Source organism: Halarcobacter ebronensis (assembly GCF_013201825.1).
GTDB classification, from domain to species: domain Bacteria; phylum Campylobacterota; class Campylobacteria; order Campylobacterales; family Arcobacteraceae; genus Halarcobacter; species Halarcobacter ebronensis.
The window spans coordinates 578835-595265 of the sequence record NZ_CP053836.1 but is presented as its reverse complement, the minus strand read 5'-3'; the positions used below and the strand labels follow the sequence as shown (position 1 = coordinate 595265).

The following is a 16431-nucleotide window of genomic DNA, read 5'->3' as shown; positions in this document are numbered from 1 at the left end:
TAATAATGCAATTGTAATTAAAAAATTATAGACTTTGTACAAACTAAGCATATTATAATTATCCTAATTTTTTATAAGTTTCAATATATTTATCGACAATAATATCCCAATCAAATTCTTTGGCTTTTAAAATATTATTTTGAGCAAACTTTTTATATAAATTATCATCATTCATAATATGGATGATTTTATAAACAAAATCAACACTACTTTCAGGATCCAATAGGTACCCATTTTCTCCATCACTAACTAAATCTCTACATCCTTCAACATCAGTCGTAACTATTGGCAACCCTGCCGCCATTGCTTCTATGAGAACTATTCCAAAAGTTTCTATGTAGCTTGGAAATACGAACAAATCACTTGCTTTATATAAACTAATCAAATCCCTATGCGGAATTACAGGAACCCCATCTTCAAAGTCTATCCCAAATGAATCTAAAAGTAAAATATTTTCTTTTATATCATCAGTTAAATATTGATATAGATCATCTGAATTGTCTCCTACTATTACAAAAATAAATTTCGTAAAATTTCTATCTCTTAATCCTTTAGCCACTTGAAATAGCAGTTTGAAATTCTTTTTTGGATGGTTTCTGCCTACAGATAAAAATAGTTTGAAATCTTTTGGAATATTATATTTTGTATATATTTTTTCTTTGTCTATTTGTATTTCATCAAATAAATTTGTACTTACTCCATTTGTGATATTCACTATACTCTCATCAGATACATTTAGTTTTTTATACTCTTCATATACTGAGTTTGAAATAGATATCAAGCATGGCATTTGAATTAGTTTTATTTTTATAAACTCATCTATTTTGCTATTTCTTCTTACCCCATAGTCTCCTCTATCTGAGACTTGTATATCAGAACCTGCACATCTTACAAGATAGGGAATTTTGTATTTTTTTGCATAATCAACAAATGAAACACCAGCAGGATACCCCATAGTGATATGCCAAATATCAAAGTTATATTTTTTTTGTAAATAACTATAAACAAAAGTATATATGGCTTTAGCCACACACTCTGAAAGATAACTAAAAAGATGAAATATCTTTGGAGGCAAAATATATACCTCATAAGGTAATTTATCTAAATATTTGAAATTTTTAGAGTTATATGGAGCTATTACAACAGGTTCAAGTCCTTTTGATATAAGCCTTAGAGCAATATTATGAATTCCAACCTCCACTCCACCAATAGAAGGAAAAAAGGTAGAAGTTAAGAGTGCTATTTTTTTAATATCTGTTTTCATTTTTTATTTTGTTGATTATATTAAAATATTCTTCATCAATAACTTCAGAAGATGTTTTTTCTAATATTTCTTTACTATTATATATTAAATTTTCTCTAGTTATTTTATTCGCTTCTATAACCTTTTTGGCAAATTCTTCTTCATTTAATTCTAAAACAAAACCTCCAATGTTATCTTTAATCGCTAGATTAGTTACATCTTCTATAAAATTTGAAACTACAGGGACACCACATGCCTGTGCTTCGTATATAGGTGTCCCTAACCCTTCAGAGAGAGAAGGAAATAAAAAAATATCACTCATTTGTATATATTCATTAAAATTATCTATAAATCCACTTTGTAAATCAATTCTATTCTCTAAATGACACTCTCTTATTTTATTACTTATCTTTTGAAAATTACCAATATCCTGCTTTTTTAGAGGTCCAGCTAAAAGCAATTTAAAATTATTAGGAAGATACTTCATCATCTCTACAAGAAAGATATGATTTTTTGAAGGTCTATAGTTAGCTAAGTGTACTAATACTATATCATCTTGACTAAATTTAGATAGATTAGCCCTTAACATATATTTTTTGTCATAGTTTATAAAAAACTTCTTTTCGTCAATTGGATTTGGTCTTTGCCATATATTTTTTATATCAAATCTTTTGCATACATATTCAAGTCTTTTTGAGATAGCCACCATTAATGTATTCTCTTTTTTAAAAGTTTTGCTCATCTGTTTTTCAAATATAGGTGGATAAAGAGGATTATCCATTTCATTACAAAGTTCTCTTATTATTGGTTTATCTAAATAATTAAAATAAAGTGTAAAAAAAGTAACTGACCAACTATTTCCAAAAGTATGAACTAAGTCAAATTCATCTTTTCTATCTTTTATATATTTCCATGATTTATAAAGCTCTCTTATCATATTAAATAGAGTGAAAATTTTTCTTTTTATGAGATTACAATTATCAACTTTAAATTTTCTGCCTATTCTATACACATTATCATAATATTTATCATTTTTATATATTAAAGAATTAGTTACGATACTATAGTCAACGTTAAACTTTTTTGAAAGTCTTTTATAAGTATTTTCAGCACGATACCCTGATCCTGAGTATTCAGGACGAAATTTGCTACTCACCACTAATACTTTCATTTCTTTTTAAATCCTATGTATATTTGATCCACATTATTAAACTCAATTTTGGGAAGAATTTCATTAGATTCTTGCTTATACTTATTGAAAAAGTAATCATACTTATCCGATATATTTAATGGATTATTAGTTTTACTATTATGTCCAAATATTAATATTGCATCATTATTCATCACATTATAAATTTTATCAATTGCTTCTATTAATTTATCACTTTCATTTAATCCCCACCCATAAACTCCATTGAATTGTATAATATCAATAAAATTATTTTGAATATATTTATCAATGTTCTCAATATAATCATTAATAAAAAAGGCACGTCCTGAACATTTTTCTTCTTTATTATTAGGTTCAATAATATATACATCATTATTTAAGTAAAAATAAGAATAATGTAAATTATACTTCATTGAACCAATAAGTAGTATTTTTTCATTTTTTGATGAAGGATAGTACTTAGGCATTATTTCTAATTCTAAATACTTTCTTCCTAAACCATTTTTTCTACATAAATTAAAAAACCTTATAAATTTCATATATGTTAATCTACTAAATAAATTATTCACAAAATGTAGCATACCACTGTAAAATAGAATTTTTAACATAATAAGAGAAAGATTACATTTCATAATATGCCTTCAATTTTTCTTGTAAAATACTTACTGGTTCATTATGAATACCTATTCTTTTTATATAATATTTATCAAATAAATTATTATCCCCTTTTTCTGTAGTAAAAATATTTAACTTTCTTGATTGACAAATTTTTATACTATCAGAATTAAAATGTATGGCTTTCCCAAAAGGGTAAGCAAAATTAGAAATCTTTGTATTCAATTTTTTTTCTAGTACATTTATTGATCCAATTATTTCCTCATGTTGCTCTTCATATTTCAATTTTGATAAAATTGGGTGAGTTTTTGTATGTGCGCCAAAAGTCACTAAGTTTGAAGAGTTCATTTCAAAAATTTGATTCCAATCCATAAACATATCTCTAATTTGACTATTCTTTATATAGAAGTTTATTTTTTCAATATAACTATACTTAAAAAATAATTTTAAAATATTGACAATATTATACTTAATTAATAATGGAGTTAAGAAAATATTAATTTTTGATAAAAAGATAAAAGAAGATTTTTTTTGTTTAACATATTTCAATAATAAAATCCAATAGCCATTTGTCTTTGATACAAAATCAGTTGATATAAAAAATAATATAGGTATTTCATACTTTTTTAGTAAGGGGAAAACATACTTAAAATTTCCAACATATCCATCATCAAAAGTAATCAATAACTTTATTTTAGAAGTCTTTTTATAAATATTATTCACATCAACTATTTCAAAAGTATTCCTATAAAATTCTAGATGATCTATAAAATTATCGATACTTGTACATAATGAATTATCTAAAAACTCTGTATTTATTGGGAGAACTTCATGATACATAACAACAATTATTTTATTTTTCATTTTTATCACCTTTAAAAAAGTTATCATACCAAAAACTGAAATTTATTACATTATAATAGGTCCTAAAATCATTCTTAATTATTTCATCTAAACTCATTTCCCACAAATCATAACCTAAAATATCATTAACTATTATTTTAACATCCTCGTTTATATTATCAAAAATCATACTAATTTTTTTATTATTTTTCATATATTTCTTATAGTCTAACCAAGAGCCACTTGAATTATTTTTATTAGACTGCAAAATATTTTTAAATTTTTTGAAAATAAGTAATAATGATGCAACGTATTTATTAGTTCCTATTCTCATTTTTTTATCAGAATGTACAATATCTAAAGTAAGAATATTCAATTTTTTCAAAACTTCATTATATAAATCACCATCAATTTTATACATAATAGGAGTATTTAAATATACTTCAATAATATCATTATCTACAAATACAATATCCCAATCAAATTCTCTTTGTAAAGAAATCCTTGTAGTAAACGTTTCTTCCTGAAACAAGGGAAAAATTCTTCTCTGTTCAATTTCAAATGGTAAATCAAAATTATTGTTAAATATTTTTTTTTCTCTATTTAATATTTTTTGAAAATAATATTTCTCTACTTCTACATCCGTACCAAAAAAAGATCTCTTATAATTATCTAATTTACTAATTGGAAATTCTTTATTAAAAATTTTTATTTTATGTGTATTCAAGGCTATACCTTTAAACATCCAATCTGCAAAACATCCCGTTAAAATGGAACTATATTTTTTTAATATTTTATTATCTTTTTCATGAATAAAATGATCATGTCTGAAACAAGACATACCACAATTATTTTTAACAGAATCATATAAGCTATCTACATAATAATCTTTATTTCTTTTTATTAAAATATGTTTTTTTGATAACCTATTTGTAATTTGCTTAGAAATATAAAGTTCAAAATTTTCTTCATCATAAAATGTTATTGCCTCAATATCATTATTCAAGCTATTAGTAAGAATAGTTCGAGAATCACCTCCACCACTTAGCATTACTGCCTGTGTACCATACCATTTAGTAGTTCTTCTTTGTATTGACATTATTAATGCCTTTGCAAACTTATCAATCAAAACTTGTTTGTCAAAAATAAATTTAAATTTGAAATCAAAATATTTATATTTATTATAAGTTTTTTTTGAAAAGTCCCAACAAATATAACTAGAATTATCTAAACTTTTAATTTCACTATAATACGTGTTTGGATGATAGATAAATCCCTTATTTATGAACTCTGCTATAGAAACTTTATCTAGAGTTTTTTTATTGATATATCTCGATAAAATATCTGGATTTGTAGAAATCTGAAAATTATATATATCTTCAGCTTCGTTAATATAAACAGGAAAGACGCCTACTTTATCAGTAATTAATATCATTTTATTTTTATTATAATCTAAAATAACTATTGTAAATGCTCCATTTAAATTTTTACAAAAATTATTTAATTTACTTTTACAATATTTATTAATTAAATGTTTTGTTATATAAGATTTTTCATTCTCTTTATAATTACACCATTCACTAATTTCAATAACAGGTCTACCAAGAATAATCATTCTAACATTTAATTCTATATCAAAAAATTCATTCCAATGTTCTAAAGAATAATTTTGTTCTAAATGGATGAATTTTCCATTAAATTCTATATCTGTTAGAATATTAATAGGTTCATTTAATATTGTTAGAAAATTCAAGTTAATTCCTTAACAATTTTAGCTGGATTCCCAGAAATTAAACTATTATCCACAAATATACCTCTTACTATTGATCCAGCACTAACTACACAATTGTTACCTAATCTTGAACCTGGTAAAATTATACTGTTTGCCCCAATCCAACAATTATCTCCAATGATAATTGGTTTTGAGTTTCCTTCTGTATTTATTCTATTCTGAGGATTATCAACATACAAATCATGACCACTTCCATCAAAGATTTGACAATTTGCTGCAATCAAACAATTTCTCCCAATCTCAATATATTCATATGAATGAATACAACTACCATGTATTCTAGTATTTTCTTTTATAATAATTTTAGCGCCTTCTCTATCTGCATATAATTTAACAGGAGTATACATATTTAAATGATATTTCAAATTATCAGAATTTAACTTAACACCATTTCCCAATTCTAGTAAGCACCCATTTTTAATATTAATTATTGGTTTTTTTATAATTGAGATTTTGCCATGAGTTTTAATATTTTTGTTAAAAAAAAGCATTAATTTAAATAAACGAGAAAAAATTTTTCTAAACATTTTTTATTAACCTTTCAATTTTAACTAAGAACTTCAATATTTTTTTTCTAAAAGTTTCAAAAAAGTATAATTTATCTTTTGTAAAATAAAATATTTTTTCCGAAAATTTTAATTTCTTAATGCATCCAAATTCTTTTAAATAATCAAGATATTCAAACTTAGAAATTTTGTTAGTTTCTTCTAAAAACATAAATTTTTCTGAATATTGAGATACAAAATTAATTTGTGAAGATTTAAACTTTTTACTGTTTAGAGAATATTCCTTTACAATATTCTTTAATCTTACATCAAGATATCTAAAGAAAATATATTCTCTCCAAATAGTTTTTAAAATAGAATTATTTTGTATATATTCAGAACTTTTTTTAAAATTTATTCTAAAATTCTCAAATTCTTGATTCCTTAAGATACTAATACTCATTGCACTTATTTTATAAGGAATTATCTTTATCTCAAATATCTTATTATTAATAATGTTGATATTTAGCAAATACCCTATTGTCTCCATATATCTGCTCTTTTTTCTAAATATTCCAAAGTTTCCTAATGAATAAAATATAGGAACATCTTTATATATTTCAAGCCCTTGTGGAACATGAGGGTGATGTCCAACAACTAAATTAGCCCCCTCATCAACAAAAGTTCTATATAGTTCTTGTATATGAGGAGGAGGAGTCGGGATAAATTCAACCCCAGCATGTGCAATAAGGATAGTAAAATATCCTTGTTGTTTACACTCTCTTATTTGGTCTATTATATTATAAGATTCAATATCTGAAGCTCCAATATGCCCATTGTATTTTTCATTTGATTCTTCGCCTTCTGCTGTATTTATAACTGCTATTTTTTGACTATTTTTTTCAAATAGATAAGGTTTATAAATATCCACTTTTGATAATCCTGCTCCTACATATTCAATTTTATATTCTCTTAAGTGTTTGATAGTTTCCGTTAATCCTTTAGCCCCATTGTCCAGAATATGATTATTTGCCAGACATGCAAGATGAGTATTAATACTTTTTAGAGAACTTAAGACTTCTGGTTTATCAATAAGTCTTACAGCACTTTTTTCAAAATCTCTTTCTTGAGTATCTATAACTGTTTCAAGGTTTACAATATTTAGATCTCCATTATGAAAATACTTAACCAATTCTCCATAATAAGCTTCTTCTTTTTCTATTAAGATATCTGAAATATTGCCAAGAGAAGGAGCCCAATCTCCTGTGATGTTTATGTTTAATATATTTGTAAATTTATAATCTTCAGTATCATTTACTCTTAAATTTGCATTGTTTACTTTTAACAATTATTTTTTCCTTATATGAAGTGTCCATATGTTTTTTTAGAAAAATCTTCAACTTCAATAGAATCTTTTTTTGTAAAATAATGATTTCTCCAGAGAGTACCATTTGTGTCAGGATATGGATATGGCATAGTCAAAGGCTTATTTTCTTCTACTAGTCCTTTGTTTGTAATCAAATATGCTTTATAGCCAAAACTTTTCATAAGATTGAACAACTTATATTTATCTCTATCTAAAATCATAATTTCTAAAATAAAATCAATATTATTTGTATCTAATGTATCTAAACTATTTTCTAATACATTTAGTTCATTGCCTTCAATATCTAATTTGACTAAGCTTCTTTTACTATTGGTTAACAATGTTTTCAAACTAATAGTTTTTACAGTTTTTATTTCATATTGTATAAGCTTATTTCCTTGAGAACTCCTAAAATCCTTATCTACTGAGCCAATTGCGGAAAGCTTATTTTCCCCCATGTTTAAGGGTATATAAAATTCTACACTTCTATCATCATTAGCGTCTATTGCTTTTGAAACAATATCAAAGTCAAAGTTATTACGACTTTTCAACTTTGTAATATAGTCTATATTTCTATCAAGTGCTTCTACTGCTATACACTTTACACTATTGTGGTTAAGTGAAAATACGATTGAATAAAACCCTATGTTTGCTCCACCATCAACAAAGGTATCTATGTCAAAATTATACTTTTCCATAAATATTTTCAATTCTGGCTCATGCCCCCACCATCCGTAAGATGCTATTTGCTTAAGAACTGCATTTGAACCTATATCATTAAGCATGATTTTTTGTCCACAATATTCAGTATCAACTTTTTTAATTAGTCCAATATCTATAAGTTTTGATTTAATATAACCTAATAAAAACTTTTTAGCACTAACTTCTTCATACATTTTATTTCCTTATATTTAGTATTTTGATTATTACTCATTATCCAAGTTTATATTTTGATTATTACACATTTTTTTAAATTCACAATTTGTGTGGTACAGTTCAAAGAAATTGCCACTAGCTTCAATTTTACCATTCTTTAAAAAAATTATTTCATCCATTTTAAATAAAGTAGATAGCCTATGGGCAATAACAAATGTAATTTTATCATCTTTTAAAGAGATAATATTTCCCATAATCTCTTTTTCAGTATTTGCATCTAATGCACTTGTTGCCTCATCTAAAATTAATACATCAGGCTGTTTAATTAATTCTCTAGCTAAACAAATCCGTTGTTTTTGTCCACCAGACAATGTAGTTCCAAAACTTCCTATATTTGACTCCAAACCAAGATCATCTACCAATTTACTTAGCGCTGATATTTTAATATATTGTTCTACATCCTTTTCATACTCTTTATTCCAACTTATTATATTATTCAACAAAGTATCTTCAAAAACAAAATTTTCTTGTGAAACATATGCAATTTTTTCAGATAATTTTCTAATATCAATTTGATTTACATTTGTATTATTATATTTCATACAATTATCTTCTGCTATATATAAACCGCTTATCAAATTAATCAATGTTGTTTTACCTGCCCCAGTATTACCGACTATTCCATAAATTTTACTTCTCTCAAACTTATAAGAAATATTATCTATAATTTTCTTGTTTTCTATTTTGAAAGATAAATTATTTAGTGTAATTGTTTTAAGTAGTTCATTAAAATATATTTTATTTTCATTATTTTTATTTTGTGAATTTTTTAAAGTATTTTCAAAATCTATAATTTTAAAAGTCGATGCATGTACAGCTAAAATTTTTTGGTACATATACTGAAAATTTGTAAAAGTAGTAAAAACTTTATATAAAAAAAGAGCCACAAAGGCTATTTCAATATTTGATTTCCCTTCATAAATATTATTATAAGAAACCATCAAAAGTATCATTAAAATACCTATAGGTTCACTAGAACGTTTTGTTAATCCACCTAAAAAAGCTTGTTTATATTTTATATGTGAATACTCATCACTTGATTCTTTCATATATTTATTGTAAGTATTAATACAATTTGTCACTTTCAAATATTTTAAATAAACAATTAACTCTGTCAGATATTTATTAATTCTTTCTGATTTATTTAATATTTCATAGGAATAATATTTAACTTTTCTATTTAACTTTTTATAAACCAACATTATAAAAATACCAAAAATGATCATTACTAAGGTATATTTAACATTTAAAAAAAATGCCATACTTAAGTATCCTATCATTAATGTACATACAACAGATATTTGCATAATATAAAAGAAAAGTTCATAAGCTTTTTCTGTCTCTTTTGTCAATAAATTATTGATTTCAGAAAAACTATATTTATTAACTTTTAAATAATCTGCATGCGTAATGATATCCACGATTTTCTTCCGTATATTCGATAAAAAAATATTCGAAATCTTATGGTATTTATACTCTTGAAATACAGATATTATAAATTTGCTTAAAAAAATTATAAAAATAAAGATTGATAAGTTTATTATATTATAATTGATATTAAATAATGAAAGTGTATATTTAATATACTCTGCAAATTTACCGTTATAATCAGGTTGAAAAATAGGTAATAATAAACTCATTCCTATTAATTCAAAGAAGCTTACTATTATCCCTAATATAAATAGAAATAATAAACTATGATCAATATTATTTTTAAAGAAATAGTACAATTTCAACACCGTTTTTTAAACCTCTGAAATAAAACTTTAAAAAAATGTGTTATTGAAACCTCAAATTTATAGCTAATTAATTTTTTATAAAATCTTATTGTATAATATGGGTTTAACATTCTTTTTATTCCTAATTCTTGAGAAATAAGATTTTCAATAATATAATTTTGTATGTAATTTGTGGGATAAGATAATAATTTTCTATTCTCATCACTTAAACATTTTTCAAACATTTCACAATACTCTTTTTGAACATTAAAAATATCAAATTTTTTAAAAGTATTATTAGCATGTTTCCTATAATACATTAAAGAATCAGTATTATAAGCAATATATCCTTTATTTTGTAAAAGTTCAAACCATAAATGATAATCAAAAGATTTATATTCATTTTTAAATTTATACTTATTAAATACCCATCTTGGATACATAACACTTGAACAAACTATACTTGGCTTATTTTTAATACAATATTGAAGGTATTCAATATTTGATATATAATCTTTTGTATGTAATATCTTAACTTTTGACCCTTGATTAATATCATTACTAAAATGTTTTGTAAGGACATGACACATCAAAACATTATCTTTTTCTAAAAAATATTTTAATGAAGTTTCTACAATATCTTTAGAATAAATATCATCATCATGATAAATGCAAATATACTCTCCTGTTGCTTGTTTAATTAAAAAATTCCAATGATCTTCCATAGGTATTAATTCTTTTTGTTTAATATATATAATTCTTTTATCTTTAATATTTTTAATATACTCTTCAGTATCTATACTATCAGGATAATTATCAGATATTATAATTTCAATATTTTTATATGTTTGATTAAGTATAGATTCTAAACTACTTTTAAATAAATCCGTTCTATTTCTTGTCGGTATTAAAATTGATACTTTAGAATCACTATTCACATCCACTCCTTAAACTTTGATCACTCCATAGATATTCCCATTTTCCAAAACGACCAACTGTTTTTATATTTAATTTTTTTAAGTAGTCCAAAACTAATTTTCTATCATCTTCCATATAGTGGTAGAAAATAACATTTCCATATTTTAAAATTTTACAATCTTTCACAAATATATCTTCTTTATTAAAAATATTCATTTTTTCGGATTTTTCTATAATATGATCAATTAATTCATTATTAGATAAATTTAAAGTTTTATCTTTTGAGAAATAAATCTCAAATTGAAAAGAGCTACATCCAACTGGTACATTATTTGAAGATTTTATACTAGGACTATAACATCTAGATGCTAAGATATCTTCATCATAGATATAAAACCACAGGTATTTCGGGATATTAGGTTTTCTTAAACCAATAGAAACTAAAGCTATACTTGTGTATTTTAATTTTTCACATGCATTTTTTACTATAGTTGGCATATCTTTGATTAAATTTTTATATTCTGGCAATGGAATACTAGATATTAATTCACTATAGCTTTGACTAGTTTTATCTTCAAAATAGACAATTTTATTTATAGAATCAATCTTAATTACTTTTTTATTTAATCTAATATCACAATCTTTTCTCATAAAGTTTAAAAAAGATTTATAACCGCCTTTTACAGGATATCGCATTTCATTTGCATAATATGTATTTGGCGTTTGTTTTTCAAATGCACCTCTTAAAACTTCTTTTATATTTGGCTGATACATTCTATTTCCAACCCATGAAATACTCAATTCCTTTGCTTCTAATGTCCAATACTTTTTAGTATATTCTAAAGGAAATTTCTCACTAAAATAGTTACCATATTGAGCCCTTAACCACTCTTCATAATTTTCTATATTGCATTTTTTATTTGAATTTTCTACAAAATCACTTATTATTTTAATTTTTTCATTTAAACTTAATGGTTCTAAATTATTCTGAGCAGGGTGCTTTAGCCAACTCCCCTTATAATAGTTATATGCTAGTGGATTATGAGTAATATATTCAGTAGATTTTGAAAACAATTCTTTCACATACTCATCACTTGTAAAAGATAAATGTATTGCTTTATCAAATCTAAAGCCATCTATTCCAAAATTTCCACATAGTCCACCCCAGTCATCATCTTTTTCAAAAACTATGTTTTCTATACCTTTTTGATTTAAATGATAACTGGCTGATATACCAGAAATTCCAGCACCTAAAATTACAGTCATTTATTTACTTTCCACAAATTCTCTAATTTTTTTAATCATATAGTTAATTGCATCATCACCCATACCAGGATACAAACCTATCCAAAAACTATCATTCATAATTTTATCTGTTACTTTTAAATTCCCAACTACTCTATAATCAGTATTTAAAACCATACTATCAAACATAGGATGTTTTGTCATATTCCCTGCAAATAGATTTCTTGTTTGGATGTTATTATTTTCTAGGTATTCAACTATCTCATTTCTTGTAAATTTTGCTTCATCTGTAAGTGTCATCATAAATCCAAACCAGCTAGGATCTGAATTTGGCTGAATTTCTACAAGTTGAAGTTCTTTAAGGTCTTTGAGCTCACTATATAATTTCTTTTGATTCTCTTTTCTTTTTTCCACAAAAGTTGGGAATTTTTCTAGTTGTGCAACACCAACAGCAGCTTGCATATCAGAGACTTTTAAATTAAATCCAAAATGGGAATAAACATATTTATGATCATATCCTTTGGGTAATTTGCCAAATTCTTGTTTAAATCTTTTTCCACAAGTATTATCAATTCCACTTTCACACCAACAATCTCTCCCCCAGTCTCTTAATGAAAGCATAATTTTTTTAAGAAGTGGATTATCTGTATATGTTGCACCCCCTTCACCCATTGTCATGTGATGAGGAGGATAAAAAGAGCTTGTACCAATATCTCCCCATGTTCCTGTTAATTTTCCATCATATGTTGAACCAAGAGCATCACAATTATCTTCAATCAACCATAAGTTGTGTTTATCGCAGAACTCTTTTACAACCTTAATATTAAAAGGATTTCCTAGAGTATGAGCTATCATAACAACTTTTGTTTTAGGACTTAACGCTTTTTCAAGTTCATTTACATCTATATTTGCACAAGTTAATTCCATATCAACAAACACTGGAACTGCTCCATACTGCACGATAGGAGCTACAGTAGTAGGAAATCCAGCAGCTACAGTAATAACCTCATCACCTCTTTTAACTTGTCGCTCTTTTAAAAGTGGTGAAGTCAAAGCATAAAAGGCAAGTAAGTTTGCACTACTTCCAGAGTTCACTAAAAATGCCCATCGTACATTTAAAAACTTCGCAAGATCTTTTTCAAATTTTTTAGAATAATCTCCATATGTAAGCCAAAAATCTAATGAACTATCTATTAAATATTGCATTTCCTTTTCGTCAAAAACTCTGCCCGCATAGTTAACTCTAGATTCACCTTCAATAAACTTTTTATCTTGCAGTGGTTTATGAACTAACTCATAATATTCTTTTGTTTTTTGTAAAATTTCTTGCTTCAATTGCTCTTGCTTTGTCATCAACTTTTCCCTTCAATTATTCTTTTTATTCCCTCTTCAAAAAAAACTTTTGGTTTCCATCCTAAATTTAAAATTTTATCAAGATTTACTTCTATATTCATATTTTCATTATCTCTATAAGGAATTACTCCAAAATTTAACTTAGTATTTAAAACTTGTTTATTATAAATTTCTTCATAAATCTTTTTAACAAATTTTTTAACTTCAATACTATGTCCACTTCCAAGTTCAAACTCCTCATAATTTGAGAATTTATCGATATTTCCAATAATAATTTTATATGCATTAACAATATCATCAATATAAATAAAATCTCTTTTTTGAACTCCTGATGTTAAATCAATTTTTTCTACATTTTGCTCTAATTTATTAACCAACCAATAAATAAATTTATTTTCATCATCTTCAAGTCCATACATATGTTCTATTTTTATATTTATCATTTTTGTATTTTTATTTGATAGAAATTTCATCCAATCTACAAATTGGGCTTTTGAAAGAGCATATGCATTTATTCTCCTATCAAGTAGTGTATCTGCATTTACAAATGCTTTTATATTTGATGCAATCGATACTTCCAAAAGATTCAAATTAAACATTAAATTTGTATCTAAAACAGATGTTAATTTATTATCTTTTCTACCATAATTTATAACTGTATTAACAACTATATTAATTTTGTGATTTTTAAATATTTGTGATAATTCTATTTTATCAATATCATAAATTACTATACTGTTCAAAAATTTGTCAATTCTAGAAATATTTGAAGTACTTCTTTTTAAAGCAATTACCTTATAACCATCTCTTATAAATAATTTAAGAAGATAGCTTCCTAAAAATCCTGTTGAACCACTCAATAATATGGTCATTTATTTAATAGCCCATTCAATATTTTTAGCTTTTGCATCAGTAATATAACTTTCTAAATCTTTTTGGGTTAAAACTTTTTTATCTTCTTCATAGTATGCTTTATACCATTTTACAGTTTTTTCAAAGGTAGTATCACTATCCCACACATCTTTCCATTTAAGTTTTATATGAGCTTTTGAACAATCAAGTTTAAGTAATTTTGCTTCATGAAATTGATTTGAATCTTTATTTATCTCATAATCTATTTTATTCCAATGTTTCTTTACATTTTTTACTACTTCTTCAACAGTAATACTTCCTTCATCACTTGGTCCAAAATTCCAAGCTTGGGCAAACTCTTTTTTTTCTTCTAAAAGCTTTTGACCAATATGTAAATATCCACTTAAAGGTTCTAATACATGTTCCCATGGTCTCGTAGCATATGGATTTCGTATACTTACTTTTTTATTAAGACTAACTGAAACCATAATATCAGTAATAAGTCTATCTTTAGCCCAATCTCCACCACCTATAACATTTCCTGCTCGACATGTTGCAAGTAATGTATTATGAGTTTTCTTATATTCTTTTAAATTAAAGTATGAATTTCTATATGATGATGCTAATAAATCAGCACATCCTTTAGATGAACTATAAGGGTCATATCCCCCCATTGGGTCATTTTCTCTATATCCCCATATCCATTCTTTATTTTCATAGGCTTTGTCACTTGTTATATTTACAATAACCTTTAGATTATGTTTTCTACAAGCTTCAAAAACTTTCAGTGTTCCTATTACATTTGTCTCATAAGTTTCAATTGGATTTTCATAAGATAGTCTTACGAGTGGTTGAGCTGCAAGATGAAATACAATATCTGGTTTATACTCATCAAAAACTTCATTTAGCTTATCTAAATCTCTAATATCTCCAATAATTGAAATAATATCTAAAGCCAATAGTTCTATATGACTTGGATTTGTTGGTGTTTCTAATGAGTATCCAATAACTTTTGCTCCCATTTTATGAAGCCAAAAACTGAGCCAAGAGCCTTTAAATCCCGTATGTCCTGTAACCAATACAGTTTTGTCTTTATATATTTTAGAAAATAAATTTTCTATTACCAAGTTTTCCATGGAGCCTTACCACTTTCCCATAATTCATTTAAATCATTTTTATCTTTTAATGTATCCATTGGTTTCCAGAAACCTTTATGCTTATAAGTAAACATTTCTCCATCCAATGCTAAATTTTTAAGTGGTTCCTGTTCAAATGTAGTTAAGTCATTTTCTATGTAATCAAATACTTTAGGCTCACATACAAAAAATCCAGCATTTACCCAATGTCTATCCCCTTTTGGTTTTTCATGAAAACTTTTAACTTGATTATCCTCGGTCATTTCTAGTGCACCAAATCTACCATCAGGTTGGGCAGAAGTCATTGTAATTAATTTACCATGTGATTTATGAAATTCCAAAAGTTTTAAAATATTTATATCACTTACACCATCACCATAAGTTAACATAAAAGGTTCATCCCCAACAAACTCTTTTGCTCTTTTTACCCTTCCACCAGTCATACTATTTATACCTGTATCCAAAAGAGTTATTTTCCAAGGTTCACTAGTATTATTCAATACTTCAATATTTCCATTTTTCATATTAATTGTAATATCCCTTTGATGAAGAAAATAGTTAGCAAAATATTCTTTTATAAGATACCCTTTATACCCAAGTAAAACAACAAATTCATTAAATCCATATTTTGAGTATATTTTCATTATATGCCAAATAATTGGTTTACTACCAATTTCTACCATTGGTTTTGGCTTTAAATCTGTTTCTTCACTAAGACGTGTTCCAAAACCACCTGCTAATAATAATACTTTCATCAC

At 25.3% G+C, this 16431-nt stretch carries 15 protein-coding genes; all 15 read right to left on the bottom strand.

Features of this window, described 5'->3' with window-relative positions; translation table 11 throughout:
- Nucleotides 1-58: 58 nt before the first annotated feature.
- The 15 genes from AEBR_RS02990 to rfbF are packed head-to-tail and all read right to left on the bottom strand — an operon-like array spanning nucleotide 59 to nucleotide 16428.
- Complete coding sequence (locus AEBR_RS02990) at nucleotides 59-1264, bottom strand: glycosyltransferase family 4 protein (protein ID WP_129086996.1); 1206 nt, start codon at nucleotides 1262-1264, stop codon at nucleotides 59-61.
- Nucleotides 1248-2414 carry a glycosyltransferase family 4 protein gene (locus tag AEBR_RS02985; protein WP_129086995.1) on the bottom strand — a complete coding sequence of 389 codons (1167 nt, stop codon included), beginning with the start codon at nucleotides 2412-2414 and terminating at the stop codon, nucleotides 1248-1250. The genes AEBR_RS02990 and AEBR_RS02985 overlap by 17 nt, the downstream gene beginning before the upstream one ends.
- Nucleotides 2411-3046: a hypothetical protein gene (locus AEBR_RS02980; RefSeq protein WP_129086994.1), complete on the bottom strand. Its 636-nt coding sequence runs from the start codon at nucleotides 3044-3046 to the stop codon at nucleotides 2411-2413. Before AEBR_RS02980 ends, AEBR_RS02985 begins: the two co-directional genes overlap by 4 nt.
- Nucleotides 3036-3893, bottom strand: a complete 858-nt coding sequence (locus AEBR_RS02975) for a polysaccharide deacetylase family protein (RefSeq protein WP_164969469.1) — start codon at nucleotides 3891-3893, stop codon at nucleotides 3036-3038. Before AEBR_RS02975 ends, AEBR_RS02980 begins: the two co-directional genes overlap by 11 nt.
- Nucleotides 3883-5625, bottom strand: a complete 1743-nt coding sequence (locus AEBR_RS02970; protein WP_129086992.1) for an asparagine synthetase B family protein — start codon at nucleotides 5623-5625, stop codon at nucleotides 3883-3885. The genes AEBR_RS02975 and AEBR_RS02970 overlap by 11 nt, the downstream gene beginning before the upstream one ends.
- Complete coding sequence (locus AEBR_RS02965) at nucleotides 5622-6191, bottom strand: acyltransferase (protein WP_129086991.1); 570 nt, start codon at nucleotides 6189-6191, stop codon at nucleotides 5622-5624. The genes AEBR_RS02970 and AEBR_RS02965 overlap by 4 nt, the downstream gene beginning before the upstream one ends.
- Nucleotides 6184-7497: a CapA family protein gene (locus tag AEBR_RS02960; RefSeq protein ID WP_129086990.1), complete on the bottom strand. Its 1314-nt coding sequence runs from the start codon at nucleotides 7495-7497 to the stop codon at nucleotides 6184-6186. The genes AEBR_RS02965 and AEBR_RS02960 overlap by 8 nt, the downstream gene beginning before the upstream one ends.
- Nucleotides 7498-7508: 11 nt before the next feature.
- A complete protein-coding gene (locus tag AEBR_RS02955; RefSeq protein ID WP_129086989.1) occupies nucleotides 7509-8411 on the bottom strand; it encodes an FkbM family methyltransferase in 903 nt (300 codons plus the stop codon).
- Nucleotides 8412-8441: 30 nt separating this feature from the next.
- A complete protein-coding gene (locus AEBR_RS02950) occupies nucleotides 8442-10190 on the bottom strand; it encodes an ABC transporter ATP-binding protein (protein ID WP_129086988.1) in 1749 nt (582 codons plus the stop codon).
- Entirely contained in the window at nucleotides 10184-11107 is a 924-nt protein-coding gene (locus AEBR_RS02945; protein ID WP_164969468.1) for a glycosyltransferase family 2 protein, read from the bottom strand. The genes AEBR_RS02950 and AEBR_RS02945 overlap by 7 nt, the downstream gene beginning before the upstream one ends.
- Complete coding sequence (locus AEBR_RS02940) at nucleotides 11100-12353, bottom strand: protoporphyrinogen/coproporphyrinogen oxidase (protein ID WP_129086986.1); 1254 nt, start codon at nucleotides 12351-12353, stop codon at nucleotides 11100-11102. Before AEBR_RS02940 ends, AEBR_RS02945 begins: the two co-directional genes overlap by 8 nt.
- Nucleotides 12354-13685, bottom strand: coding sequence for a lipopolysaccharide biosynthesis protein RfbH (rfbH, locus tag AEBR_RS02935; RefSeq protein WP_129086985.1), 1332 nt, complete (start codon nucleotides 13683-13685; stop codon nucleotides 12354-12356).
- The gene (locus tag AEBR_RS02930) at nucleotides 13685-14557 is read right to left on the bottom strand and encodes an NAD-dependent epimerase/dehydratase (protein ID WP_129086984.1); all 873 of its coding nucleotides are present in this window, start codon (nucleotides 14555-14557) and stop codon (nucleotides 13685-13687) included. Before AEBR_RS02930 ends, rfbH begins: the two co-directional genes overlap by 1 nt.
- Nucleotides 14558-15673: a CDP-glucose 4,6-dehydratase gene (rfbG, locus tag AEBR_RS02925; RefSeq protein ID WP_164969467.1), complete on the bottom strand. Its 1116-nt coding sequence runs from the start codon at nucleotides 15671-15673 to the stop codon at nucleotides 14558-14560.
- The gene (gene rfbF, locus AEBR_RS02920) at nucleotides 15658-16428 is read right to left on the bottom strand and encodes a glucose-1-phosphate cytidylyltransferase (protein ID WP_129086983.1); all 771 of its coding nucleotides are present in this window, start codon (nucleotides 16426-16428) and stop codon (nucleotides 15658-15660) included. The genes rfbG and rfbF overlap by 16 nt, the downstream gene beginning before the upstream one ends.
- Nucleotides 16429-16431: the final 3 nt, after the last annotated feature.

What these genes read in the sequence shown, in the direction of transcription:
- rfbH (WP_129086985.1), bottom strand. Translation starts at nt 13,685, where the DNA reads ATGACAAAGCAAGAGCAATTGAAGCAAGAAATTTTACAAAAAACAAAA.
- AEBR_RS02990 (WP_129086996.1), bottom strand. Translation starts at nt 1,264, where the DNA reads ATGAAAACAGATATTAAAAAAATAGCACTCTTAACTTCTACCTTTTTT.
- AEBR_RS02975 (WP_164969469.1), bottom strand. Translation starts at nt 3,893, where the DNA reads ATGAAAAATAAAATAATTGTTGTTATGTATCATGAAGTTCTCCCAATA.
- AEBR_RS02965 (WP_129086991.1), bottom strand. Translation starts at nt 6,191, where the DNA reads ATGTTTAGAAAAATTTTTTCTCGTTTATTTAAATTAATGCTTTTTTTT.
- AEBR_RS02985 (WP_129086995.1), bottom strand. Translation starts at nt 2,414, where the DNA reads ATGAAAGTATTAGTGGTGAGTAGCAAATTTCGTCCTGAATACTCAGGA.
- AEBR_RS02940 (WP_129086986.1), bottom strand. Translation starts at nt 12,353, where the DNA reads ATGACTGTAATTTTAGGTGCTGGAATTTCTGGTATATCAGCCAGTTAT.
- rfbG (WP_164969467.1), bottom strand. Translation starts at nt 15,673, where the DNA reads ATGGAAAACTTGGTAATAGAAAATTTATTTTCTAAAATATATAAAGAC.
- rfbF (WP_129086983.1), bottom strand. Translation starts at nt 16,428, where the DNA reads ATGAAAGTATTATTATTAGCAGGTGGTTTTGGAACACGTCTTAGTGAA.
- AEBR_RS02955 (WP_129086989.1), bottom strand. Translation starts at nt 8,411, where the DNA reads ATGTATGAAGAAGTTAGTGCTAAAAAGTTTTTATTAGGTTATATTAAA.
- AEBR_RS02930 (WP_129086984.1), bottom strand. Translation starts at nt 14,557, where the DNA reads ATGACCATATTATTGAGTGGTTCAACAGGATTTTTAGGAAGCTATCTT.
- AEBR_RS02980 (WP_129086994.1), bottom strand. Translation starts at nt 3,046, where the DNA reads ATGAAATGTAATCTTTCTCTTATTATGTTAAAAATTCTATTTTACAGT.